The following is a 25,545-nucleotide window of genomic DNA, read 5'->3' on the forward strand; positions in this document are numbered from 1 at the left end:
AAAAATATAAAACCGCACATTGCAACGCTATGCTTGAAAGTGTTTCAATGTTTTAATCCAACATAACTTTCTATAGGCAATCACGGCAGCCATGAAATTTACAACTTATACAACTTTTCCTGAACAAACATCTAATGAATCTTTGTGGATTTTAGTTGATTCAGAACAGCTACAAAGCAATCTCAATACATATCAAATCAATAATCTAGAAAGTATTCTTACAGCAACTCAATTTAAAGCCAACTTCAATGAAACGTTGCCATTATTTGGTCAACTTAGCACTCAGCCCCATAGCCAATTACTTGGTTTAGGAAAAGCAGCTGAACTTCAAGCAGCTAAGTTAGCAAAATTGGCGCAAACCATTATCAAGTCGGCACAAAATAAATTTAAGCATATCGCAATTGATATTGCTGCGTTACCTGTCGAATACCATTATTTATTTGCATTAAGCTTAACTCAAGCAGCTTATGGTTATGATGAGTTTAAATCGAAAAAAAATGAATTTGTGTTACAACAAGTTGATTTAATTAGCTCACAAACCAGCCTTGATGAAAATCAACTCGCTTTAGTACATGCCGTACAATCTGGTCAGTCTTATGCTCGTGACTTAGGAAACCGACCAGGTAACATCTGTTTCCCTGAATATCTGGCAGAACAGGCGTTAGCTTTAGCTGCAGAATTTCCAGACTTACTTAAAGTCACTGTCTTAAATGAGCAACAAATGGCTGATTTAGGCATGTATGCATTTCTTGCAGTTAGCAAAGGGTCTGAGCGTCCGGGCCGTATTGTGACTCTTGAATACCAAGCACAGCTTGAACAAGCTCCTGTCGTACTTGTCGGCAAAGGCGTAACCTTTGATACAGGCGGTATTTCTTTAAAACCAGGACTTGGCATGGATGAAATGAAGTTTGATATGTGTGGTGCAGCTTCTGTACTCGGCACAATCCGTGCTTTATGTGAGGCACGTCTTCCAATCCATGTTGTGGGTGCGATTGCAGCTGCGGAAAATATGCCTTCAGGTAAAGCAACTCGCCCAGGCGATATTGTAACAACCATGAGTGGTCAGACCGTTGAAATTTTAAACACTGACGCTGAAGGCCGTTTGGTCCTTTGCGACACCTTAACGTATATCAAACGTTTCAATCCGGCAGTTGTGATTGATATCGCAACATTAACTGGTGCTTGCGTAGTTGCGTTAGGTAAAGTACTGAGTGGTTTATTCTCTCCGGACGATACTTTGGCAGCTGAACTCCAACAAGCTGGTGAGCAGTCATTTGACCGTGTATGGCGCATGCCAGTGATTGATGATTATCAAGAACTATTGGACTCTCCTTTTGCAGACATCGCTAACATTGGTGGACCACATGGCGGCGCAATTACAGCAGCCTGCTTCCTTGAGCGTTTTACTCGTGACTATCGCTGGGCTCATTTGGATGTTGCCGGAACAGCATGGTTATCAGGCTCAGCAAAAGGCGCAACTGGTCGTCCAGTACCGCTACTTATGCAATTCTTGGCTAACCGTGTAAGTACGAATGGCTAAAGTTAGCTTTTATCTGTTTGAAACCAGTGAAGAACGGCAAGTCGATAGTGCTTGCCGTTTATGTCGAAAAATTTTACTGAAGCATTCACAAATCTGGTGGTATTGCCCAGATGTGCAGTTACAACAAACACTTGATGAAAAATTGTGGAGCTTTGATCCGACCAGCTTTATTGCCCATGGCGTTGATCAGGTAGATGCAGCAGTATGTATTTCGGCTAAACAACCTTCTGAACAAGGTTGGCTGGTATTTAATTTTAACAATCATGCACTTGAACAAGTGGAACATTTTAGCCACATTATAGAAATTGTTGAAAATAATGAAGCAGCCAAGCAAATTGGCCGAGAAAAATTTAAAATGTATCGTCGTTTAGGTATAGAACCTCGAACCTTTAAATTATAACGCGCTAAAATGTAAATACTGTTGAGCAAAGGAGAACTGTGGTGGCATTAAATGTCGGGCAAGATTTTAAAAAAAGATGGTTAAATGCGCCTGAAGCTGTCCGTCATGCTTATCAACAGGATTTGGCTCGTATTTGTGATTTATTAGAGCCTCAGACCCCTATTCAACTGTGGGTTTTAAATGACGAAAAAGCGCAATTAGAATCACAACAAAATATTGAAAAGGCATATGCTGACTTAAAGGCAGAGTTAATCGAGCAAGCACGAATTCGTCACCAGCTTGCTTTAGAAAAAGCTCTTGCAGATAAGCGCGCAAAGGAAGCAGCTTATGCTGCTGAATTACAAGCTGACGAAGTTCGTAAATTTAGTGAACAAACGGAAGCTTTGCAGGCTTTACGCAGTCATTTAGAACAAGAAGTTGCTGAACATACTGCACGTTATCAGAAAAACCCTGAAACGCCAGCAATTGATTATTCTTCTGGTGCAAAACTTAGCATTACTGACGATCAAATCTTATCTGAGCTTGAAAGTGTACGTGTTCGCCTAGAACTTGAAGCTGAAAGCTTAATTGAACAGGCAGTAACAGTTTTCCGTGCCAAACTGCATGCTGCGGCTCAAGAAGAAATTGAATATATTTTAAAGAATTCTAACTTTTCTGATGAAAAAATAGAAAAGTAAAGTTTTAATATTCTTCCTGTCATAAAAATGACATTTAATTGTCACAAAATGGTCATGCACAATATTCTTATGGTTCAAGCAATTATAAGAATAAGTCATGATTATTTATGAAAATTAATGAGGGTAAGAAATGGACATTCCGCATCAGATTTCAACGCAAATTGAGCAACTTAATCAAGGCGAGCAATGGACCTTCTCAGCACAAGAACTTTATATGAGTCATAACGACTTTAATTCGCTTTCAATCTTACTCACACGAGCATCGGAAAAAGGCGAATTTTCAATTACTCGCACTCAGCATAATAAACCTTGGGTCGGCACACACTCAGTTACTCTCACCAAGCATTAATTTTTAAAATAAAAAACCGGAACGTATGTCCGGTTTTTTATTTTGGCAATTTAAAAGTTTATTTTAAAAAACCATTTTCAGCTAAGAAGGCCATACTAATATTTGATTCAGTTTTCTGTTCAGCAGCTTTATCACCTAGTAATAAGCGTTCGATATAACGTGCTAAAACATCAACTTCAAGGTTGACCTTGCTACCCACTTGCCACGTTCCAATATTAGTACGCTCTGCTGTGTGTGGGATGAGGTTTAAACTTAAAATATTACCGCGTAAATGATTAATCGTTAAGCTAATACCATCTACAGTTACTGAACCCTTCTCTGCCAGATATTTAGCAAGTTCTACAGGCGCAGTCACTTCAAAATAAATTGAGCGAGCATCTTCACGTACTAGGGTAATTTCACCTACACCATCAACGTGACCACTTACAATGTGTCCACCAAAGCGGGTAGTCGGTAACATGGCTTTTTCTACATTGACACGTTGACCCACTTTCCAGTTACCCAAAGTCGTGCGGTTTAAACTTTCACGAGATACATCAGCCGCATACCAGTTATCACCCCACTCAATCACTGTGAGGCAAATCCCGTTAGTTGCAATTGAGTCACCCAAATGTACATCAGACATATCCAAATCGGTTTGAATACGTAAACGCACATCGCCACCTACACTTTGCAGGCTTTCTACTTTACCTAAACTTTCAATAATGCCTGTAAACATGGCTCAATCTCCAAATCTTTTACACTGCTTAAATTGCAGCGCTTACCAAAGTGCGAGCTGCGTACTGTTACCTGAAGTATCTACACCACCTAGCTCGGCGAAGTGGTAAAGCTGACCTAACAATTGACGTAACGGTGGTCCTGGTTTGGCATGAGTATCTGTAATCACAATAAACTCAAGCACACGTGCACGCTCTGACTGACGTTGTTTACTTACGCGATAACGTGGAACATCTTGAGTAAGTAGAGTCACTTTTCCACGTTCCAGATTGGCCATCAGTAAATCTTTCGGCTCAATGTTACCATCGGTCGAATAACTGGTCAGAATATAACGTGCATTGATGGTTGAAAGTAATTTTTCATACGCATCTTTTGCATGTTTAGAAGAGTTGTATGGACTTGGACGCTCTTTACGCCATGCACGGTCAATACCACTCTTATAACCCTTAGTGTCTGGTGGCGGTAGGTCGACTTGATCCCATAATGTCAACGCATTTAAAACGTGATAGTTACTACTGTAAGCATGCTGATTATAAGGTGGGTCAAGATAGGCTACATCTACTTCAAAACCGCTCATCTGATTTGCTAGATGCTGAGCATCTACACACCACATTTCAGCAGCAGGGCGTTTACGGTCGCCAATCTCACAGAAACGGCTCGGAGTTAACCAAAGTAGTGATTCGATACGCTCTAATGCTGTTTGTGTACGTCCGCCCCACCCTTGGTGGAAGCTTTTAAATACACCACTGGTATTACTCACAAAACTTGCTGAATAGAGTAATGGCGCAAGCAAAGCACTCATTTCTACATCATTAATTGCACCCTGCGCTTGCCATGTTGCAATTTGCTGGCGAATCGCATCGATGCGCATACCATTGCGACGTTTAAAGAATAATCGGTCACGAGATGGATCATAGACATCATCATTACGAGGGCAAAGATTGTGTGTTACCCAGCCTTTAACCTCGGGTAAGCGGTTTAAATAATCAATCGCTTTCTGATAGCCACCCAACTCTTTAAAAGCAGGTGCATCGACACACGCTAAAATTGCATGATTTAACGCATGGCTATAAGGTTCCCAATCATTGGCAATGACACGGTATCCATTTTGACGTGCTAAACGAGAAACCACTCCACTGCCTGCAAAAAAGTCAGCAAAAATCGGGGGGTTCTTTTTCTTGCTATTCAGCGTCCCTGTGATTTCCAGAGCTTCTAAAATCAAGTGGAGCAATCGGCGCTTATTACCCAAGTACGGGACAAGCTGATGGAAAAGATATTCGTCTGTCGTGCGGGCTGCATGACGACGTTTGTGGTATACCGAAGGCTCTGAATTCATACTTTCTCTTGCGTAGGGATTAACCTTAAGCGTATATCTTGATCAAGTTGTGTTACATCAAGAAGTTTAAAACGAAGTTGCTGTGCCATATATTCAAAATCTGCGTTGAACATGGCTCTTGCACGTTGCCCCAATAAAGTTGGAGCTACATAACTGATCATTTCATCAATCAAGCCTTCTTGCAAAAAGGCACTTGATAATGTCGCGCCAGCCTCGATCAGCACATCATAAATTTGGTATTGCTTAGATAAGGTCTGTAATAGTGTTTTTAAAGACTGAATTTCTAATTGTATCACGCCTAAGTCAGCAAGTTCCTGACGATATGGTCCCATGACCATCACAGTTTCAGGATTTTCTAAAATTTTAGCGGTGAGTGGTAAACGCCCTCTCCGATCTAGAATTACACGTTTTGGCTGAGCAACTGTTTCGATATCAATATTATGAAGTGAACGTACATTAAGTTGGCAGTCATCGGCAATTACAGTTTCAATACCTGTAATCACAGCGCCTGAAAGCGCACGCCAATGTTGGACATCTTGACGGGCAGCAAAACCCGTAATCCACTTCGACTCACCAGATGCCATCGCCGTACGTCCATCAAGACTAGAAGCAACTTTTAATCGTACATATGGCATGCCTATAGACATCGCTTTTAAAAAGCCTTGATTAAGTTGAGCTGCCAAATCTTCACAAATACCGATTTCTACTTCAATACCGGCATTTTTTAATATCTGAACACCTTTACCTGCAACAAGCGGATTAGGATCGGGACATGCCACAACCACTTTTTTAACTTGTGCCTTTACAAGTGCCTCAGCACACGGAGGTGTTCGTCCATAATGAGCACACGGCTCAAGCGTCACATAAGCAGTTGCGCCTTGTGCCTGTTCACCCGCCTCGCGTAAGGCAAAAACTTCAGCATGAGGTTGACCAGCTTTAGGGTGAAAACCTTCACCAATCACCTGATTATCTTTGACGATGACACAACCAACATTTGGATTAGGCTTGGTCGAATAGAGTCCTCGTTTGGCAAGTTCAATGGCTTGCTGCATCCAGTATTGATCTTGTTTTAACTCAGACATAAAAATCTCAAATGATTAGTGTTCACGTTGTTGCATTTGCTCAATTTGGCGGCGAAACGCTTCAACATCCTGAAAGTCTTGATAAACCGAAGCAAAACGAACATAGGCAACGTGGTCAAGTGCAAATAAAGATTGCATGACAATCTCACCAATCGTTCTGGATTTCACATCACGCTCACCCAAACGACGAATTTGCAACTGAATATCGCTGAGAACCGTCTCGATCTGCTCTTGTGTCACTGGACGTTTTTGTAAGGCATGCATAAGCGAACGACGTAGCTTCGCCTCATCGAACGGTTCATTTTTTCCATTCGATTTGATCACACGGGGCATCACCACTTCATAGCTTTCAAAAGTGGTAAAACGTTCACCGCAACTTACACATTCACGACGTCGACGAATCTGACAACCTTCTGCGGCTAGACGCGAATCGATGACTTTACTATCTGCGGCGTTGCAAAATGGACAATGCATAGCGGACTTAATAGGGTCAATTACTTTGACCTAGTGTAGCAAAATTTCTACACTTACAGAACCAGCATTCTATGAGACAAAAAAACAGTCCTGTCCGAGATCAAAGCATCGCTTTGATCACAGCACAAGACTGTTTTTGATATAAGTATTATTAGTGATTATTCAATACGTTCGCCATGTTGGCTTAAGTCCAGACCCATACGTTCATCATCGGAATTAACACGAAGTCCAATGATAAGGTCAATCACTTTAAGAATAATGAAAGTTGCGATACCACTGTAAACCATTGTCGCAAGCACACCTTCGACTTGTACCCACAACTGACCAGCGAATGTTGGTGCTAATGCTACGTTGGCTGCCTTAATGATTTCATCACTATAAAATACGCCAGTTAAAATTGCACCGACAATACCACCTACAGCATGTAAACCAAACGCATCCAAAGCATCATCGGCTTTAAGTAAGCGTTTAAGTGCCGTAATACCCCAGAAGCAGACTACGCCACCAATAAGGCCCATTACTAAAGCTCCGCCTACACCAACAAAACCAGCTGCAGGCGTAATCACAACTAAACCAGCAACAGCTCCAGACGCACCGCCCAATACAGAAGCTTTACCACGGATCATACGTTCTACTACTAACCAAGAGAACGCAGCAGCAGCGGCAGCAACTTGAGTCACTAAAATTGCCATACTTGCACGAGCACCAGCACCTAAAGCACTACCACCGTTAAAGCCAAACCAACCCACCCAAAGTAAACTTGCACCGATTACAGTTAAAGTTAAGTTATGTGGCGCCATAGATTCACGGCCAAGACCAATACGTTTACCAAGCATATAAGCAGCTACTAGACCTGCAACACCGGAGTTAATGTGTACAACCGTACCGCCAGCGAAATCTAATGCACCTGCTTTAAATAACCAGCCATCTGCCGCCCACACCCAGTGAGTAATTGGCGCATAAACCACAAGTACCCAAATTGCAATGAATGCCATGAAAGCTGAATATTTCATACGGTCAGCAATCGAGCCACTCAAAATTGCGACAGTAATGATGGCGAAAGTCATTTGGAAAATAACAAAGAGGCTTTCAGGAATTGTTCCACTTAGTGCATCAAAAGCGACGCCATTGAGCATTGCTTTAGACAAATCACCAAAGTATGCACCTGTGCCAGAGAACGCGATTGAATAACCTGCAATCACCCAGAGCAAACTTACTAAAATTGCAGCAGAAAGGCTAAACATCATAGTGCTTAAGACATTTTTCTTACGGACCATACCACCATAAAATAACGCCAAGCCTGGAATTGTCATCAACAGAACCAAAGCTGTTGAAATTAAAATCCAAGATGTATCACCGGTATCGAGTTTTGCAGTCGGTGTCGGAGCGGCCGGAGTTTCCTCAGCTGCTGGTGCCGCTGCAATTGTTGCAGGAGCTTCAGACGTTGATGTTGCTGTAACCTCAGATGTTGGTGTTGTTACAGTCTCTTCTGCCCAAGCGGCAGTACCACCCAAAAGTGCGCCGGTTAAACTCAGCGCCATAAGCATTTTTTTCATTCGTGTCCCCCAACCTCATTTGCGAGCTATTTATTGCTCAGCAAGCTTTGTGCCAATTTAGACAGCATCTGGTCCTGTTTCACCTGTACGGATACGGATGACTTGTTCCAGATTAGTCACAAAAATCTTACCGTCGCCGATTTTTCCAGTGCTTGCCACACGTGTAATTGACTCAATTACCGCGTCGACCATTTCATCACTAATCGCAATTTCGATTTTTACTTTAGGTAAGAAATCAACCACATACTCAGCGCCGCGGTAAAGTTCTGTATGTCCTTTTTGACGACCAAAACCTTTAACTTCAGTTACGGTAATCCCTTGTACACCAATGTCAGAGAGTGCTTCACGCACATCATCCAATTTAAACGGTTTTACAATTGCAGTTACAAGCTTCATGTTTGTTTCCTTCGGCTTCTTTTCACCAGTAAGGTTTTATGTTCAATTTTCATGCCAATATTTCAAAGGTTGGAGGATATGAATCTTTTGCATGAGCTTTCTTTATAACCTATTTAGTTATCAAGATGTAGATGAGCAACTAAAAATAAAATGAATTTTCAGTCCTGTTTTTATTTCAATTTATCGTTATGACATGGCTAAAAGCCAAGAAGCCTATATCCTAGATTCAAGCAGTGTTAAACTGGCGAGCATAAGGTAATACAACAGTTTGGATATCTCATGCTAGAAACTCTATTACAGGCCATCTTGGAACAAATTGACGAGCCTAAAAAAGATTTAGAAAAAAACTTACGTGCATTATTAAATGAAACTGTCGAGAAATTAGATCTTGTCTCTAAACAAGAAATCGAAAGACAAAAAACAGCCCTTCATTTAGCCAATCAACGTTTAGAAGCGCTACAAAAACAAGTCAGTCTATTAGAAGAAGCTTTAAAGAATAAAAAATAAGCACCAACGTAGCGCACTTATACTTTACAACGATTAAAAATGAAGCACCATAATGGAACAATAAGATGTCTTTTTCTAAAATTTATACTCGGGGACTTTTAGGATTACATGCGCCTCTCATTGAGGTTGAGGTGCATGTGAGTCAAGGCTTACCCTCTCTGACTATCGTAGGCTTAGCGGAAGCAGCAGTTAGGGAAAGTAAGGATAGGGTTCGCTCAGCTATTATTAACAGTGGATTTCAATTTCCAACTAAGCGGCTGACCATTAACCTTGCTCCTGCAGATTTGCCCAAAGATGGTTCACGGCTAGATTTACCAATTGCTTTAGGCATCTTAATTGCCTCTGGTCAACTTCCGGAAAACTGCACAGAAGACTTTGAATTTATTGGAGAGTTAGCTCTAGACGGTCATGTAAGACCTGTGTCAGGTGCCTTAACTTTAGCAATGGCATGCCAGCAAGCTCAGCATAAAATCGTTTTACCAGTCGATAATAGCCAAGATATTAGCCATTTACCTAATCTTGAGTGTTATCCGGTTAACCATTTAAAAGAGGTATGTGAGCACTTTTTAGGCACACAAAAGCTAGCTCATGCGCAGCCAAGTGCCCATTCAAATGAAATGCCCTATAAATTTGACCTTGCAGATGTTAAAGGTCAGCTACGGCCACGGCGTGCACTAGAAATTGCTGCCGCTGGGGGACACTCCCTGCTCTTTAAAGGACCACCAGGCACAGGTAAAACTTTATTGGCTTCACGCCTGCCTTCCATTTTACCGCCACTTTCTACTCAAGAAACTCTTGAAGTTGCAAGTATTTATTCTATTTCAAATACACCACATACTTTTGGGCAGCGTCCATTTCGCGCGCCCCACCATACAGCATCAGCAATTGCACTGGTTGGGGGCGGTTCACACCCTAAACCGGGTGAAATTACTTTATCTCATTTAGGTGTTCTATTTTTAGATGAACTTCCCGAGTTTGACAGAAAGGTTCTAGAAGTCTTACGCCAACCGCTTGAGTCAAAAGAAATCATTATTTCACGTGCGGCTCGGCAAATTACTTATCCTGCGAACTTTCAGCTCATTGCAGCAATGAATCCTTGTCCATGTGGGTATGCATTTAATCAAGATAGCCGTTGTCAGTGTTCTCCAGAAAGCATTAAGCGCTATCAAAATCGTATATCGGGACCGTTACTCGATCGTATCGATTTACATATTGATGTACCGCCATTAAAAGCTCAGGAACTGCAAGATCCAACACCTGCTGAAGACTCCAATAGTGTTCGACAACGTGTGATTTCTGCTTATGAGCAACAAATGCAAAGACAGGATTGTTTGAATCAGGCGCTCTCGCCCAAACAACTGGAACAATATGCCGTTCTCGATAGTACTTCACAGCGAATGATTGAAATGGCTCAGCAACGTTTAAATTTATCTGCTCGTGCTTATCATCGTGTTTTACGGGTTGCTCGTACTATTGCTGATTTGGCCCAAAGTGAGGTCATTCAAAGTCCTCATCTTACAGAAGCACTCTCTTATCGAGGTAATCACTCTTAAAATAAAACAGCGGATTTTGAGTCCGCTGTTCTTTTATTAAAGAGCTTCATTTAAGGTCTCAATTAGAGAAGTGATTTCTTTCTCTGATAAAGCTGCAAAACCAAAGCGAATACAATGATTAGCACACTCTTTCTGTTTAAACTTCTGCTCTGTATCAATGTTGAGTTCTTTTAGCTTTATGAGCTGATCTTGATTAAATGATTTCTGAAACTTTACCCACAAAGCCATTCCACCCGCAGGCGGTTGTATCTGAATACTCTCAGCAAAAACTCTTTGAAACTCAGCTAACGCATAGTCTCGACGTAACTGATAAAACTTTTTCATTTTACGGATGTGTCGCTTGATTTCCCCTCTTTGCATTAAATCGGCTAAAGCGAGTTCCGTAATATTATTGCCCTGCCGATCAATCAATAAAATATCTTCAGTAATGGTTTGAATGATGGTTGGAGCTGCCACGATGTAACCTAACCGAATACCGGGTGCAAAAACTTTAGACAATGAACCTACATGAATAACCAACTCAGAATGGGGCAAACTTGCTAAGGGTGGCATAGGCCGGCTGTCATAGTGGAATTCGTGGTCATAGTCATCTTCAATAATGTAAAACCCCCATTTTTTTGAAAGTTCTAAGAGTTGAAGACGGCGGCTCATTGTCATGGTAATGGTTGTAGGGTACTGATGATGTGGCGTTGTATAAATTGCTGCAACCGAGTGTTCTTTTAAAATCCGTTCGAGTTCTTCAATAACAATACCTTGTTCATCTAATTTGACAGAAACCACTTGAAAGCCATTTGATTGAAATGCTTTAAAGGCAGATGGGTAATATAATTCCTCAACGACGATGACACCCTGCCGATTGGGTAATGCACGAGAGGCAAGAAAAATTCCCATCTGGCTTCCACGTACAACACAAATCTCATCTTCCGCAACATTCATGAAACGTTCCATCGACAACATTTGTTTTAAAGCCTGCCTTAGTTCAGCCATACCACGTGGGTCACCATATCCCATGTACTGGTTTTGAGTAATTTTAATGAGTGCGTGCCGATAGGCCCTCGAAAACAATTCATAGGGAATAAGCCTCGGATCTGGCACACCATCGTTATGGGGCCGCTGAGCAACTTGTTGAATTATTGGTTTATTACTAACTTTTCGATCAGCTCTTGGCTCTATTTGAGGCTTTTTTTCCGGTAAAACATCTGCCACAAATGTGCCTTTTCGAGGCCGAGTCACAAGCCAACCTTGAGCCTCCAATTCTTCATAAACTGCTTGTACCGTTTTTCGATTAATTCCTAATTCTTTTGACAGGCTGCGAGACCCCGGCAGCATAGTGCCCTGTACTAAACGGCCACTCAAAATTTCCTGACTAATCAAGTTGGTCAGTTTTAGAAAAACCGTTTTTTCTTCTCTTTCATCAATGCGGAAATGTATTTGCCAAGGTCTTAGCATATTCGCCCCATCTGGACCATATAACTTATAAAAACTGGATGTATTGATCCATCCAGTTGTTTTTTATTCTGCCTTCACCTACTTAATTTGGTCAACTGGACTGGAGAAGAGATGAAGACTGCTTCTGTAAACAAACACGACTTGATGCAACACGCACAGCAAGACATGCAAAAGTGGATTAGCGACTTAGATTTAACAGACCGTCAAAAGCTTGCACTGACTTGCCGTATTTTATTTGATCATGGGCATGACGCTGGTTTAGCGGGTCAAATTACATGCCGTAGTGAAAATAAAGAAACCTTTATTACTCAACGTTTCGGTTTAGGTTTTGATGAAATTACTGCTTCAAACTTGCTTGAGGTGAATCAGGACTTAGAACCCATCAATCAAGAAGGCATGGCAAACCCAGCCAACCGTTTCCACACATGGATTTATAAAGAACACCCAGAGGTGAACTGTATTATCCATACGCATCCAACGTATGTAGCGGCCCTGTCAATGCTACAGATTCCACTTATGATTTCCCAAATGGACGTCTGCGCGCTGTACGAAGACTGCTCATTTGTAGGTCATTGGCCAGGAGTTCCTGTAGGTAATGAAGAAGGTATTTTGATTTCTTCTGCTCTGGGTAAAAACCGCGCTGTTTTGTTGTCTCATCATGGTCAATTGGTCACAGGAAAAACCATTGAAGAAGCATGTAACTTGGCTCTTTTAATTGAACGCGCAGCTCAACTGCAACTTTTAGCCATGTCTGCCGGACAAATTCAGCCTATCCCCCACGCTTTGGCAGCAGAAGCCCATGATTGGGTGTCTACCGATAAACGCAACAAAGTGAACTTTGCTTACTACGCACGTAAAGCTTTGAAAAAACATTCTGACTGTATTTAAAAAGAGACCTCGACTATGAAATTAAATGGCATTATTGGCTACCCTGTTACTCCCTTTTCTGATGACAACACTATCAATCTTCCTGTTCTAAAACAAATGCTGGATTTGCTTATTGAAAATGGCTGCGACGCGATTGCACCTTTAGGCAGTACAGGTGAAAGCGCTTATCTTGAATGGGATGAATGGTGCTTAGTCGCGAAAACTTCAATTGAAAGCATTAATAAGCGCGTGCCTGTCATTATTGGGATTTCAGAACTCACCACTGATCAAGCCATCAAAAAAGCCCAAATCGCGCAAAGCTATGGTGCAGATGCACTTATGGTGATTCCTGTATCTTATTGGAAGCTAACAGACCAAGAGATTTTTGAATATTACCAAGCAATTGCTCAAGCAACGACTTTACCGATTATGATTTATAATAACCCTGCAACCAGTGGTGTTGATATGTCTCCTGAATTAATGGTGCGCATGTTTAACAACATTGCAAATATTATGATGGTAAAAGAAAGCAGCGGCGATATTCAGCGCATGCATAAAATTTATGAGCTATCAAAAGGTGAACTTCCGTTTTATAACGGCTGTAACCCTCTAGCTTTAGAAGCTTTACGCGCAGGAGCAAGCGGTTGGTGTACAGCAGCACCCAATCTGTTAGGTCAAGGACCTCAACAGCTCATTGAACATGTAAAAAATGGTGAACTGGAACAGGCCCAGAAGTCATTTTATCAGCAACTTCCTCTACTACGCTTTATTGTAAATGGTGGTCTGCCTAAAACGATTAAAGCAGGATTACAACTAAAAGGTGTCGCTGCAGGCGCACCACGCAAGCCGTTGACCAAAGCCACGGATATTGAGCTTAACCAGTTAAAACAACTACTTTCTGAAATAGAAAACTAATAAAAAAGCGGGTTTATTGACCCGCTTTTTTAAAACCCCAACTTAGAATGTTTTAGTTAAACTAAACACTAAACCTGTGTCATAAGGTTTTTTCTGAGCATCAGTCATGCCAGAAGTACTAATATCTGTACCGACAACATCTAGCTCAGCAACAATACCCAAGATGTTATAGTTTACGCCGACTTTATAATCAATATAGCTATCATCTTTACCAGGGCCACCTGCAACTACAGCTAAAGCATCTTTATTTTTGAATTTGTTATATCCAACTGAGGCAAGTCCTGTAAATCCTGTGTCTGCAATTGGTGCCGAATAACCGATATTAAAATACCAGAATTGCTTAGAATTAGCCCAGTAGTCATCTGAATAGTTCACACCTACACTAATTGCATCGCCTTTAAGTAAAGAATTAGCAAAAGTTAATTTACCGTAAACTTCATTAAAATCTAGACCATTTTTACCATCATAACCTATGCCATTACGGTCAAAACTATGACCAGCACCAATATAACCATAATGAATTATGCCGACATCATACGTTGGTGCAAGCGTATCGGATAATTTTAAAGTATTGGTATATCCCAAAGCGACATCGGTCTCTGTTGAGTTTCCTGTTACACCAAAATCAACACTTGAGCCCCAAAGTGATAAATAAGCTCCAGACTTATGAGAGAAAGTGAAACCACCTTGAATAGCTGGATTATTTGAAGACTGCGTAACTCCACGGAAGCGATAATCTGTAGTAGCAGCCACACTACCAGTTGCGGTGATGCCGTAAAAAGATGGAGCATCTTCAGCCATAACCATGGTTGAACCTGCCGTGAGTACGCCGAATGTTACTGCTTTAAGTGCAAACTTCATCATTTTGATCTCCCCCACAATGAACGCACGATTTATATGACTTAAACAAATTTTGTTACTTAAGCTTTAGCAATTGCTGTGCCAAGTTCATATTTGGTATCGCTACACTTCATTAATTTAGAGACTAAAAAACTTATACAACGCGAAAAATAAGAAACTCCTAAATAATTATTTTTATATATAACAATAAAGTATGAATAGTTTTTTTTGCGTAAAATATAAAGAAGACATGAGAAAACACCTTATCGGAAATAATCAAGCCGAGATCGGTAGTATTGAATGGTAAGGTGTAAAGTCTCTATTTCATTTCTACATAAAGAGATAAAAACTCCATAAATTTATTAGTACAGAGCCTCTTTATTTAACCCTTATTTTTATTTATGAACCATTTTGGGCTTTTTCCGCACGAAAATATAAATGAAAAATAAATTGCACAAATTTCATGCAAATTATCGCACTAAATTTGATCGATAGAGTCTAGGGCTTTCTGGCGTTGCTTTCGTCTCTGTTTTAAACAATTTTTTGATATAAAAATGTTATAAAGTAACAATATAGAGTGAGATTACTAAAAATTGCTCAAGAAAATTGCTTAAGAAGAGATTAAAAAGTAAACATATCAAACAAAAAAGAGTAAAAATTGAACACAAAAATCAAGTATTTTTAAAATTTTCACATAAGAAAAAATGGTAAAATTCAACTAAAAAATAAATTACTTTTTTCATTTTAAACAATAAATTAACTATAAAAATTTAAAAATAAATTCAGTTAAACTTCCCTACCACATTAATCAAATCCTGCATAGCATATATAAAATAAAATGAACAAAAATATATCTTTTTTATAGATTACTTATACAATTGATGGAAATCCTAGGCCCTGAACAATAAAAAGGCACAGGATTTATCGTTTTTATGAGGTTCTTTAAATATGCTAAAAGCACAAAAACTTACATTAGCAGTTCTCATTTCTGCGGCAATAATTTCCTCAGCTCAGGCAAGCGAGCAAAGTGAGGCAAAAGGATTTGTTGAAGATGCGAACGGTTCTATTCTCTTCCGTACAGGTTATCTAACTCGTGACAAAAAACAGGGCGCGAAAGATACCAGCTCAGTTGCTCAATCAGCAATTGTAAGTATCGAATCTGGCTTTACCCCTGGTATCGTTGGTTTCGGTGTAGGCGTTGTTGGTGATGGATCATTTAAAATTGGCGAAAACAAAAACGCTGGAAACCAAATGATTCCAAAACACAACGATGGTTCAGCTTACGACCACTGGGCTCGTGGTGGTGGCAGCGTTAAGGCACGTTTCTCGAATACAACAGTACGTTACGGTACTCAAGTACTCGACTTACCAGTCCTTGCAAGTAATACAGGACGTATGGTTCCTGAATACTTCACAGGTACTTTATTAACTAGCCATGAAATCAAGAACCTTGAGGTTGTTGCTGGTAAATTTACTAAAGACCAAATGTCTGACCAAATCAATACCGATGCGGATGCTTCTGGCAGAGGTCTTGACCGTGCAATTGTTTGGGGTGCTAAATATAAGTTTAATGATAACTTAAATGCATCTTATTATGGCTTAGACAGCAAAAATGCTCTTGAACGCCATTATGCTAATGTTAACTTTAAACAACCTTTAGCAAATGACAGTTCATTAACTTATGATTTTAGTGGATACCATACTAAGTTTGATGCAAATGCACACACTTATTCAGCAACTGGAACTGTAGCACCAAATTATGCTGCGGATGGTATAGCTGGCGAAGAAAAGACCAATAATATTTGGGCTATTTCAGGAACTTATGCGACTGGTCCACATAGTGTGATGTTAGCATATCAACAAAACACTGGTAATGTTGGTTACGACTATGGCCAAAATGCTGATGGTTTCCAAAGTATTTATTTGCCAAACTCTTATATGTCTGATTTCATCGGTAACCACGAGAAATCTGCTCAAATTCAATACAATGTTGATTTTGGCAAGTTAGGCGTATTACCTGGTTTAAACTGGACCACTGCATTTGTATATGGTTGGGACATCAAGGTTAGAAATGTAACTGATGATGCTCAAGAACGCGAATTCTTTAACCAAGTGAAATACACAGTTCAAAGTGGTTTTGCTAAAGATGCAAGCCTTCGTATTCGTAACTCTTACTACCGTGCAAGTGATGCTTACCAAGGCGCTTACATCGGTGATACCAATGAATGGCGTATTTTCTTAGATATTCCTGTGAAATTATTCTAATTCACAGATTTATCAAGCATAAAAAAACCTACCTCTGGTCACACAGGTAGGTTTTTTATTAAGCCCAGAATATCAATTGCGACGCTCTAGGCTTAAAAATTAGAGCTTATTTTTTAGCAGCTTCGATTGCTTTCAATACTTCCGCTTTAGCAACGTCAGCACCTTCCCAACCGCTGATTTTCACCCATTTGCCTGGTTCTAAATCTTTATAGTGGCTGAAGAAATGCTCAACTTGGCTAATCAACAATGGAGGAAGATCTGTATATTCCTGAACGTCTTTGTAAAGTGGAGATAATTTTTCGTGTGGAACAGCGATTAATTTCGCATCGATACCACCGTCATCTTCCATGTTTAATTTGCCCACTGGACGGCAACGAATTACAGAACCAGCAGCAACAGGATGTGGAGTTACAACAAGTACGTCTAATGGGTCACCATCTTCAGACAAAGTATTTGGTACATAACCGTAGTTTGCTGGATAGAACATTGCTGTACCCATAAAACGGTCTACAAACAATGCATCAGAATCTTTGTCAATTTCATATTTAATTGGCGCTGCATTTGCAGGAATTTCAATGATGACATAGATGTCATTTGGTGCATCTTTACCTGCTGGGATATTGCTGTAACTCATATCAATACTCTTTCGTTATGAAGTCAGATGTAAAATCCACTCGATTATAACGTGGATATCATCAAAATGATGCCGATTATACAATGCGCACACGCGAAAGTTGATATGAATGGTGACAGAATGACACTCAAGTCAACTTAATTGTCACGATCAACAAGAATATTGGGCATAACAATGATAAAAACCAGACGATAGAGCGTAAAGTAGCCCAATTACTTAAGTAACAAATGCCATAAATCACACGTAAAATAATATAGGCCCAGCCCAATCTTAAAATAAAGTATTCAGGAACCACCATATATTCAGCCATCAAAATAGCTGTTAAAAATAAAGGTAAACTTTCAAAACTGTTTTGTTGTACTGCATTTGCCCGAGCAGCGATACCCTTTGTATTAGCAAGAAAGTCTCTTGGGTTCTGATTATCTACGGGCTGAAAACCACCGGTAAATTTTGCAATCACGGTAAATGCGTATGGCAGCAAACATGCCACTAAAATAATATAGATAATGCTGCTGATGCCGTGCATAGTGCCATCCATCACTGAAAATACTGTTGATCATGCTATCATAACTCATCGTTTTTACCTGAAATTTTATGCAACCGCATGTCATCACTGATTTATAGGGCTATGTATGCAACAACCTGATCAAAAAGAATTGTTCGAGGTCTTAGAAAAACAAAAGAAGAACCAGCTTCAGGTAGATCGTATATTCAAAATTGTATTACCGATCGTCGCTTTTTTACTGAGTGTAATTTGTGCGAATTTTAATTGGCAATCTACACTGGGTACCTTCGTGATCTTAACAGTGACCTTTATTGCTGTGGGTGTAAAAAGACTTCCTTTGTGGCACTGGCTCATTGTGATTACCATATATTGTCTTGTAGATAATTACCTCAGTTATGGTCAACTTGATGTAACTCACTTACGTCTACAACTCGGTACCATGTTAGTTTTTGTTGGTATGGTCGGAATTGGTCGTCCTTATGTAGATCGTTGGTTTATGAAAAACCATTAAACTAAAAAAAGCGCCTTACGGCGCTTTTTTTATTCATCATTACGCAGGTTTACGCAAATCTTTACGTAAAATTTTGCCTACATTTGATTTTGGTAATTCATCCATAAACTCAACATAACGAGGGCGTTTATAGCCTGTTAAGTTTTCTTTAGCAAAGTTCAAAACTTCTTCTGTGGTTAAGCTTGGATCTTTTTTCACAATAAAGAGTTTTGGCACTTCACCTGATTTTTCATCTGGAACACCAATTGCAGCAACTTCCAATACTTTTGGATGTTTAGCAATCACTTCTTCAATTTCACTTGGATAAACGTTAAAGCCAGAAACCAAAATCATATCTTTTTTACGGTCTACAATTTTGACGTATCCACGGCTGTCCATTACACCAATGTCACCGGTACGGAAGAAACCATCTGCTGTCATGACTTTAGCAGTCTCATCTGGACGGTTCCAATAGCCTTTCATGACTTGAGGACCACGAATTGAGATTTCCCCTTGTTCACCCAAAGGTACTTCTTTTCCGTCATCATCTAAAATTGCAACCTCAGTTAACGGTAATGGAATACCAATAGTGCCACTAAATTCAGTAGATGCAGGTGGATTCGCAGTTGCAACTGGTGAAGTTTCTGATAAGCCATAACCTTCAATAATGGTTGTACCAGTAATTTTCTTCCAAGCTTCTGCTGTAGATGGCAGCACTGCCATACCACCGCCCATAGCCATTTTTAAGTTGCTATGGTCAAGTTGCTTGAACTCTTCATTATTCACCAAAGCATTAAATAATGTATTTACTGCAGGGAAGAAAGAAGGTTGATATTTACGTAATTCCTTAATCACAGCCGGTAAGTCACGCGGGTTCGGAATTAAGATATTTGCCTGCCCTTTGTACATACCGTACATTGCACAAACCATGAACGCAAAAATATGGTAAAGCGGTAATGCACAAACAATACGATCGCCTTTAGCACCATCGTTTGCACCGAATTTGCTTTGGAAAATACCGTCACACTGTAAAAGGTTGGCAACCAAATTGCGGTGAGTCAGCTCAGCACCTTTTGAAACACCCGTTGTACCACCGGTATATTGAAGCACGGCAGTATCACTTAAAGTTAAAGTCGGACGTTTATAATTGCTTGGATTTTCTTTATTTAATGCACTGTTAAATTTAACATGCCCAGGAATATTCCAAGCTGGAATTTGTTTACGGACTTTACGTAAAACAAAGTTCACCAAAGTACCTTTCAGTGTTCCTAGCATATCTCCGACAGAAGCAACAACCACATGCTTCACTGGAGTTTTACCCAAAATGCTTTGGTAAACACTTGCAAAGTTCTCGATAATAACGAGCACTTCTGCACCTGAGTCATTTAACTGATGCTCAAGTTCACGCGCAGTATATAGTGGGTTAACATTCACTAAAACCAAGCCTGCACGTAAGACTGCCAATGCCACTACAGGATACTGCAGCACGTTTGGCATCATTACTGCCACACGCGTACCTTTTGCTAACCCCAAATTTTGCAAATAGGTCGCGAACTTACGGCTTGCAAGCTCCAACTCGTTAAATGACATGGCTTTATCCATAAAGATAAAGGCATCACGAGAACCAAATTTTTGGAAATTACGCTCAAAAATATCAACAAGTGAGGTATTTTCTGCAGGCAATGCTACTGTTTCTGGAATCCCTGTCTTTTGGTATTCTGCAAACCAAATCTTTTCCATAATGCCATTATCTCCGATTCGTAATCCTTAGTAATAACTGTTATTCAATGCCCCAGCTATTCTTTAGCTTCTTGGTGCCAGAACATATTTAAAACTTATTGGCACATTCATGACACTTTCGAACAAGATTATGAGACAGAAGTTTTGACAATTTAAGCCTGCCAAATTTTTTGCATGGAGTACAAATTACGTACTCCAAATTGCTGCCCTTTTAATCATTATTCAATACCAACAAGTTCAGTTCATTGCTTGAACATGTTGCCATATATAGCGTATTTATGTTGCCAGACGCTAGCTTTATCTCTGAATCAACAGTTTATTTGCTTTTTGATATCCACGTGGTAAGAGCTGACCTTTCGAAGCACGTTTACCCATGTATTTTTGTAGATCATCACCTTTTAATTTGAGATGTTGTTGACCTGCAACCACCTGAATTATTTCATCTAAGTTCAGGGTTGTCATGGATAAAATTTGCTCTTTTCCTTCAAGTTGTATCAACTTATTACCTTTACCTTTATTTAAATTTGGTAGCTCTGCCAAATCTAAAATTAACAAACGCCCTGCTGAGCTCAGTACAGCCAAATGCGTCATGTTTTGGGCAGAAATGAGTGGTAAAGCCTTTGCCTTATCCGGAACCGTTAAGAATGTCTTACCGGCTTTCGCATTGGTATCTAATTGCTTGGTTTGCGTTTTAAAACCATAACCTGCCGAACTTGCAGCAATCAACTCAGACTCATCATCATCTAAATAAACCTGAATAAACGATACGCCACTTGCTGGTGATAATTTAGAACTTAATGGATCCCCCAAGCCTCTTGCTGAAGGTAAGTTACTAATTGGCAAGGCATAGCTGCGCCCTGTTTCATCAAGGAAGTAAACTCGCTGATTGGTTTTCCCGACAGCATGACTTAAATATTGGTCCCCAGCACGGTAGTTCAGATTTTCAGCATCCACATCCGCACCTTTTGCCGCACGAACCCAGCCTGCTTCAGACAAAACGACTGTTACCGTTTCAGCTGGCATTAAATCCTGTTCTTTAATTTGAACCGCTTCAGCACGTGCAACAATTGGAGAACGGCGCTCATCACCGAACTTTTTCGCATCTTCTTTTAATTCACTGATAATCAGGTTTTTTAAAGATTCAGGATTTTCGAGTTGTTCACGAATAATGGCAGCTTTCGCGGAAAGCTCATCTTGTTCATGACGAATTTCCATCTCTTCAAGCTTGGCCAAATGACGTAATTTAAGCTCTAAAATCGCTTCGGCCTGTATCTCATCAATATTGAAGTGTTCCATCAAGACTGGCTTAGGCTGGTCTTCTTCACGAATAATACGAATGACTGTATCAATATCGAGATAAGCAATTAAAAGACCTGCCAAAATATGGAGGCGCTTTTCAATACGGTTTAAATGGTACTGCAAACGACGAGTTACCGTTTTTTTACGGATCTCGATCCATTCAAGCAAAATACGACGAATTGATTTCACCTGAGGACGGCCATCTTCGCCAATCATGTTTAAATTGACACGATAGCTTGATTCTAAATCGGTGGTCGCAAATAAGTGACTCATTACTGCTTCCGCATCAATACGGTTAGAGCGCAGTACAATCACGAGTCGTGTCGGGTTTTCATGATCCGATTCATCACGCACATCAACGACTAATGGCAGCTTTTTAGCCTGCATTTGGTCAGCAATTTGGGTAATTACCTTAGAACCAGAGACTTGATATGGGAGCTCAGTAATTACGATTTCATTTTTCTCAATGGTATATACCGCTCGCATACGGTAACTACCACGACCAGTGGTCTGGATTTTGAGTAATTCTTCTGGCGGGGTAATAATTTCAGCTTTGGTTGGCAAATCCGGAGCCGGAATATATTCAGCTAATTTTTCGTCCGAGGTTTGCGGATTACGGATTAAAGCAATTGTGCCTTTTACAACTTCACGCAAATTATGTGGCGGGATATCAGTTGCCATCCCGACAGCAATACCTGTCGTACCATTAAGAAGAATATTAGGTACACGTGCAGGTAAAGTGATCGGTTCTTTTAAAGAACCATCAAAGTTATCTTGCCATTCGCTAGTGCCCTGACCTAATTCGCTCAGCAATAATTCACTATAAGCCGAGAGTTTGGCTTCGGTATAACGCATCGCAGCAAAAGATTTAGGATCATCTGGTGAACCCCAGTTCCCCTGTCCTTCAATTAGCGGATAACGATAACTAAATGGCTGAGCCATGAGTACCATGGCTTCATAACATGCCGAGTCACCATGTGGGTGGTATTTACCAAGTACATCACCCACTGTACGCGCTGATTTTTTTGGCTTGCCACTGCTTTTTAAGCCTAGCTCGCTCATGGCATAGACAATACGGCGCTGTACGGGCTTTAAGCCATCACTGATATGCGGCAATGCACGGTCCATAATGACGTACATGGCATAATTCAAGTAAGCCTGTTCAGTAAATTCGGCTACAGAGCGGTTTTCTGTCGCATGATGCGCAAGGCTGGTCATAGTCAGCTTATCTTCCAAATCAGTCGTTATTTTAAGTGTGTATTATGCTAAGTGGGCTATGTTACAGACACAAGGGGGACTCTGTCACCTGAGCGTCAAATTGTGTCTTATCTCTCTATATTTTTAGTTACTTGCTATAAAGTTAGGCAAAAACTATAGCCCAATCGACTCTAGTCTTTTACCTTGAGTCTCTTCACCTAATATCAAAATCACTAAAGCTACGGCAAGTAAAACCACAGTAAACATCATAAAAACGTGATTAAAGCCGTTTTTAGCAACCATCATATGTGTCACGACCATTGGCGCGACAATTCCACCGATACGCCCCATTGCCGATGCCCAGCCTGACCCGAAAGCCCGAATATTGGCTGGATATTGTTCTGGTGTATAGGTATATAACACTCCCCATGCACCCAAATTAAAGAATGACATGAGACAGCCCCAGAACATAATGCTATTTACACTGTCGGCTTGTCCAAAGAAATATGCCGATAAAGCACAAAAACCGATAAATGCGGCAAGTGTAATTTTTCGACCTAAACGCTCGACAAACCAAGCAGCCGCCAAGTAGCCCGGTAACTGCGCCAAAATCATAAGCAATACATATTCAAATGATTTGACAATGTCATAGCCTTGTTTCACCAATAAACTCGGCAACCACGTAAAGATGCCGTAATAGGAATACACAATGCCAAACCAGATTAGCCAGAGCATTAAACTTCTACGAGCAAATTGACCACTCCAGAGCTGTTTAAATGAAACTTTTTGTCGCATCGCCACAGGCACGACTTCAATATGGTGAACAATTTGCACACATGCTTCGGCTTCTAGTTTTTGTACCAGTGCATGCGCTTCTTCAATACGACCACGGTTAATCAAATACGGTATCGACTCAGGGACTTTTTTCCAAATCACTAAAATATAAATAAGTGGAAGTCCACCTATAAGAAAGGCAATATGCCAACCAAATTTAGGAATAATAAAATAAGAAATGAGCGCAGCAACCAGCCAGCCTAATCCCCAAAAACTTTCAAGCAGAACGATAAATCTTCCACGAACATGAGCAGGCACATACTCACTGACCAGTGTGACTGCTACAGGTAATTGACCACCTAGCCCCAACCCAACAATAAACCGAAAAATTAATAGCCACTTTAGATCAGGGGCAAAAGCACATAACGCAGTCGCAATACTATAAATTGCCATTGTCATCGCAAAGACAGTTTTACGGCCAAAACGATCTGCCAAGGCACCAGAACAAACTGCGCCTATAGCCATGCCTACAAAGCCAATACTGACAATCCAACCGCTTTCAACTGGTGTTAATGACCAGTCTTTAACAAGGGTTGTCATAATAAAAGCGATAATGCCGGTATCCATCGCATCAAACATCCAACCTAAACCCACTACCCATAAAAGCGTGTAGTGAAATTTGCCAATTGGAAGATTTTGTATACGTGAAACCAGATCCATAGGATTAACTCTACTGGAAAGAATAAGTGGACAAGACCATATATAGAATTGTTATATCATGCCCACATAAAATTCTGCATGATTAATGTTCGTCGGTTGAAGAAGCCGACTCCGCATCATCATCTTTATAAATAAATTTAGGCATTTCTAAACCAAAATAAATGGCAATTAAACGAAGCGTAAAACCAAATACTAAGGTTGAAATAACGGTAAGTTCTAAACTTAAACCTAAATCCAGACAGACCCAATAACAAATAACTGCAACAAAAGAAATACTTGCATAAAGCTCACGGCGGAAAACAAACGGGACATCGTTACATAAAATGTCACGTAAAATACCACCCGAAACTCCTGTTAAAACGCCTGCTACCGCCGACACAACAAAGCCATGTCCCATCTGTAAGGCAATCTGACAACCAATAATGGTAAATCCGATTAAGCCTAACGCATCGAGCACCAAGAAAATGTTATGTAAATGACGCATCCATTTAGCAATAACGATGGTAACAAATGCAGCACAACACGTTAAAACTAAATATTCAGGATGTTTTACCCACGTTAAAGGATAGTGTCCAAGTAGTACATCACGTACAGAGCCACCACCCAAGGCCGTCACACAGGCAATTAGTACAACACCGAACCAGTCCATACTCCGTCGCCCAGCAGACAATGCACCAGTCATGGCTTCGGCAGTAATCGCAATAATATAAATAACGGTGAGTAACATTGCCCTTTCCCTCAGGCCAAACGGTGGGCGTATTTTAAGATAAAGTTATAGGAATTGTGCACAGCATTGCTTAAATTTTTTTCCTGAACCACATATACAAGGTTGTTTCATGGTGACCTGCATATCGACCGTCGGATCAAGGAAAAACCATTGTTGCTGATGAAATACAAAATGTGAAACTTCATGATGAATTTGAGCGCTTTTACCATCATGATAATGGGCCTTGAACTCTACCTGTGCATGGGTTTTATCTAATTTTTCGTTGGCGTTAACCACCTCTAAACCCAACCATTGATTTTGTTTGCTCCATTCCGCAATAGCCTCTTTATCAAGAGCAGTTTGCTGACCTAAAGCCGTCGTTTGCACAATATAATCAATTTGCTGCAATGCAAATGCACTATAACGTGAACGCATAAGCTGCTCTGCGGTGAGTGCTTTTGCTGTGCCTAAATGTAAAGGTTCACAACATTCTGCATAGCTGCCTTTTCCGCATGGACAAGTTTGTTGGGTCATTTGGTACTTCTCAAATAAAAAAT

Annotated in this window: 24 protein-coding genes and 2 pseudogenes; 10 read left to right on the forward strand and 16 right to left on the reverse strand. The window is 40.4% G+C overall.

The features are described 5' to 3' along the window. The first annotated feature begins 91 nt into the window (after nt 1-91). The 4 genes from MKL36_RS00865 (at nt 92) to MKL36_RS00880 (ending at nt 2,966) form a co-directional block, all read left to right on the forward strand. The gene (locus MKL36_RS00865; RefSeq protein ID WP_000673449.1) at nt 92-1,540 is read left to right on the forward strand and encodes a leucyl aminopeptidase; all 1,449 of its coding nucleotides are present in this window, start codon (nt 92-94) and stop codon (nt 1,538-1,540) included. Further along, nucleotides 1,533-1,940, forward strand: coding sequence for a DNA polymerase III subunit chi (locus MKL36_RS00870; RefSeq protein ID WP_021510859.1), 408 nt, complete (start codon nt 1,533-1,535; stop codon nt 1,938-1,940). Before MKL36_RS00865 ends, MKL36_RS00870 begins: the two co-directional genes overlap by 8 nt. 38 nt (nt 1,941-1,978) lie before the next feature. Further along, nucleotides 1,979-2,617, forward strand: a complete 639-nt coding sequence (blhA, locus tag MKL36_RS00875; RefSeq protein WP_086374139.1) for a cell division protein BlhA — start codon at nt 1,979-1,981, stop codon at nt 2,615-2,617. Between the two features lie 130 nt (nt 2,618-2,747). Next, entirely contained in the window at nt 2,748-2,966 is a 219-nt protein-coding gene (locus MKL36_RS00880) for a hypothetical protein (protein ID WP_000354154.1), read from the forward strand. Nucleotides 2,967-3,024: 58 nt separating this feature from the next. On the opposite strand, the gene MKL36_RS00885 is transcribed toward MKL36_RS00880, so the two are convergent. From MKL36_RS00885 to glnK, 6 genes are all read right to left on the reverse strand, one after another. Beyond that, nucleotides 3,025-3,684 (reverse strand): riboflavin synthase, encoded by a 660-nt coding sequence (locus tag MKL36_RS00885; RefSeq protein WP_000493866.1) that lies wholly within the window; start codon nt 3,682-3,684, stop codon nt 3,025-3,027. Nucleotides 3,685-3,726: 42 nt separating this feature from the next. Beyond that, entirely contained in the window at nt 3,727-5,019 is a 1,293-nt protein-coding gene (locus MKL36_RS00890; RefSeq protein WP_001083669.1) for a DNA adenine methylase, read from the reverse strand. After that, nucleotides 5,016-6,101, reverse strand: a complete 1,086-nt coding sequence (gene ribD, locus MKL36_RS00895; RefSeq protein ID WP_021510857.1) for a bifunctional diaminohydroxyphosphoribosylaminopyrimidine deaminase/5-amino-6-(5-phosphoribosylamino)uracil reductase RibD — start codon at nt 6,099-6,101, stop codon at nt 5,016-5,018. The genes MKL36_RS00890 and ribD overlap by 4 nt, the downstream gene beginning before the upstream one ends. A gap of 15 nt (nt 6,102-6,116) precedes the next feature. Beyond that, nucleotides 6,117-6,575, reverse strand: coding sequence for a transcriptional regulator NrdR (gene nrdR, locus MKL36_RS00900; RefSeq protein WP_000543541.1), 459 nt, complete (start codon nt 6,573-6,575; stop codon nt 6,117-6,119). Between the two features lie 158 nt (nt 6,576-6,733). Continuing rightward, on the reverse strand, nt 6,734-8,131 hold the full coding sequence (locus MKL36_RS00905) for an ammonium transporter (RefSeq protein ID WP_000738520.1): 1,398 nt from the start codon (nt 8,129-8,131) through the stop codon (nt 6,734-6,736). 57 nt (nt 8,132-8,188) lie between these two features. Further along, nucleotides 8,189-8,527, reverse strand: coding sequence for a P-II family nitrogen regulator (glnK, locus tag MKL36_RS00910; protein WP_000780326.1), 339 nt, complete (start codon nt 8,525-8,527; stop codon nt 8,189-8,191). A gap of 279 nt (nt 8,528-8,806) precedes the next feature. Between glnK and MKL36_RS00915 the strand changes: the two genes are divergently transcribed. Continuing rightward, nucleotides 8,807-9,034 (forward strand): accessory factor UbiK family protein, encoded by a 228-nt coding sequence (locus MKL36_RS00915; protein WP_000894500.1) that lies wholly within the window; start codon nt 8,807-8,809, stop codon nt 9,032-9,034. Nucleotides 9,035-9,099: 65 nt separating this feature from the next. Continuing rightward, on the forward strand, nt 9,100-10,587 hold the full coding sequence (locus MKL36_RS00920) for a YifB family Mg chelatase-like AAA ATPase (RefSeq protein ID WP_000010454.1): 1,488 nt from the start codon (nt 9,100-9,102) through the stop codon (nt 10,585-10,587). On the opposite strand, the pseudogene pdxR reads toward MKL36_RS00920, so the two are convergent. Continuing rightward, nucleotides 10,584-12,036, reverse strand: a pseudogene (pdxR, locus tag MKL36_RS00925) (MocR-like pyridoxine biosynthesis transcription factor PdxR). The gene MKL36_RS00920 and the pseudogene pdxR overlap by 4 nt on opposite strands. A 111-nt stretch (nt 12,037-12,147) precedes the next feature. Here pdxR and MKL36_RS00930 point away from each other — a divergent pair. Next, nucleotides 12,148-12,924 carry an aldolase gene (locus tag MKL36_RS00930; RefSeq protein WP_000845026.1) on the forward strand — a complete coding sequence of 259 codons (777 nt, stop codon included), beginning with the start codon at nt 12,148-12,150 and terminating at the stop codon, nt 12,922-12,924. 15 nt (nt 12,925-12,939) lie between these two features. After that, nucleotides 12,940-13,818, forward strand: coding sequence for a dihydrodipicolinate synthase family protein (locus tag MKL36_RS00935; RefSeq protein ID WP_032060431.1), 879 nt, complete (start codon nt 12,940-12,942; stop codon nt 13,816-13,818). A gap of 42 nt (nt 13,819-13,860) precedes the next feature. On the opposite strand, the gene MKL36_RS00940 is transcribed toward MKL36_RS00935, so the two are convergent. After that, nucleotides 13,861-14,682 carry a TorF family putative porin gene (locus MKL36_RS00940; RefSeq protein WP_000975215.1) on the reverse strand — a complete coding sequence of 274 codons (822 nt, stop codon included), beginning with the start codon at nt 14,680-14,682 and terminating at the stop codon, nt 13,861-13,863. A 56-nt stretch (nt 14,683-14,738) separates the two neighbouring features. Next, a pseudogene (locus tag MKL36_RS00945) lies at nt 14,739-14,910 on the reverse strand (hypothetical protein). 696 nt (nt 14,911-15,606) lie between these two features. Here MKL36_RS00945 and MKL36_RS00950 point away from each other — a divergent pair. Next, the gene (locus tag MKL36_RS00950; protein ID WP_000910009.1) at nt 15,607-16,923 is read left to right on the forward strand and encodes an OprD family outer membrane porin; all 1,317 of its coding nucleotides are present in this window, start codon (nt 15,607-15,609) and stop codon (nt 16,921-16,923) included. A gap of 106 nt (nt 16,924-17,029) precedes the next feature. Here the strand turns inward: MKL36_RS00950 and ppa are convergent, their stop codons facing one another. Beyond that, complete coding sequence (ppa, locus tag MKL36_RS00955) at nt 17,030-17,557, reverse strand: inorganic diphosphatase (RefSeq protein ID WP_000122443.1); 528 nt, start codon at nt 17,555-17,557, stop codon at nt 17,030-17,032. Nucleotides 17,558-17,684: 127 nt separating this feature from the next. Next, nucleotides 17,685-18,083, reverse strand: coding sequence for an MAPEG family protein (locus MKL36_RS00960; RefSeq protein ID WP_000546045.1), 399 nt, complete (start codon nt 18,081-18,083; stop codon nt 17,685-17,687). A 106-nt stretch (nt 18,084-18,189) separates the two neighbouring features. On the opposite strand from MKL36_RS00960, the gene MKL36_RS00965 reads away from it, so the two are divergent. Next, a complete protein-coding gene (locus MKL36_RS00965) occupies nt 18,190-18,573 on the forward strand; it encodes a hypothetical protein (protein WP_001187001.1) in 384 nt (127 codons plus the stop codon). A gap of 39 nt (nt 18,574-18,612) precedes the next feature. On the opposite strand, the gene MKL36_RS00970 is transcribed toward MKL36_RS00965, so the two are convergent. The 5 genes from MKL36_RS00970 to MKL36_RS00990 all read right to left on the reverse strand — a co-directional run bounded on the left by MKL36_RS00970 (nt 18,613) and on the right by MKL36_RS00990 (nt 25,522). Next, complete coding sequence (locus tag MKL36_RS00970; RefSeq protein WP_000411991.1) at nt 18,613-20,292, reverse strand: long-chain-fatty-acid--CoA ligase; 1,680 nt, start codon at nt 20,290-20,292, stop codon at nt 18,613-18,615. A 297-nt stretch (nt 20,293-20,589) separates the two neighbouring features. After that, nucleotides 20,590-22,809 (reverse strand): DNA topoisomerase IV subunit A, encoded by a 2,220-nt coding sequence (parC, locus tag MKL36_RS00975; RefSeq protein WP_000202262.1) that lies wholly within the window; start codon nt 22,807-22,809, stop codon nt 20,590-20,592. A gap of 153 nt (nt 22,810-22,962) precedes the next feature. Then, nucleotides 22,963-24,282, reverse strand: coding sequence for a niacin transporter NiaP (gene niaP / locus MKL36_RS00980; RefSeq protein ID WP_000366687.1), 1,320 nt, complete (start codon nt 24,280-24,282; stop codon nt 22,963-22,965). An 82-nt stretch (nt 24,283-24,364) separates the two neighbouring features. Beyond that, entirely contained in the window at nt 24,365-25,009 is a 645-nt protein-coding gene (locus MKL36_RS00985) for a trimeric intracellular cation channel family protein (protein ID WP_000927792.1), read from the reverse strand. A gap of 45 nt (nt 25,010-25,054) precedes the next feature. Next, a complete protein-coding gene (locus MKL36_RS00990) occupies nt 25,055-25,522 on the reverse strand; it encodes a YchJ family protein (protein WP_000193996.1) in 468 nt (155 codons plus the stop codon). Between the last annotated feature and the right edge of the window lie 23 nt (nt 25,523-25,545).

It is taken from the genome of Acinetobacter sp. AOR12_HL (assembly GCF_027855275.1).
GTDB classification, from domain to species: domain Bacteria; phylum Pseudomonadota; class Gammaproteobacteria; order Pseudomonadales; family Moraxellaceae; genus Acinetobacter; species Acinetobacter baumannii.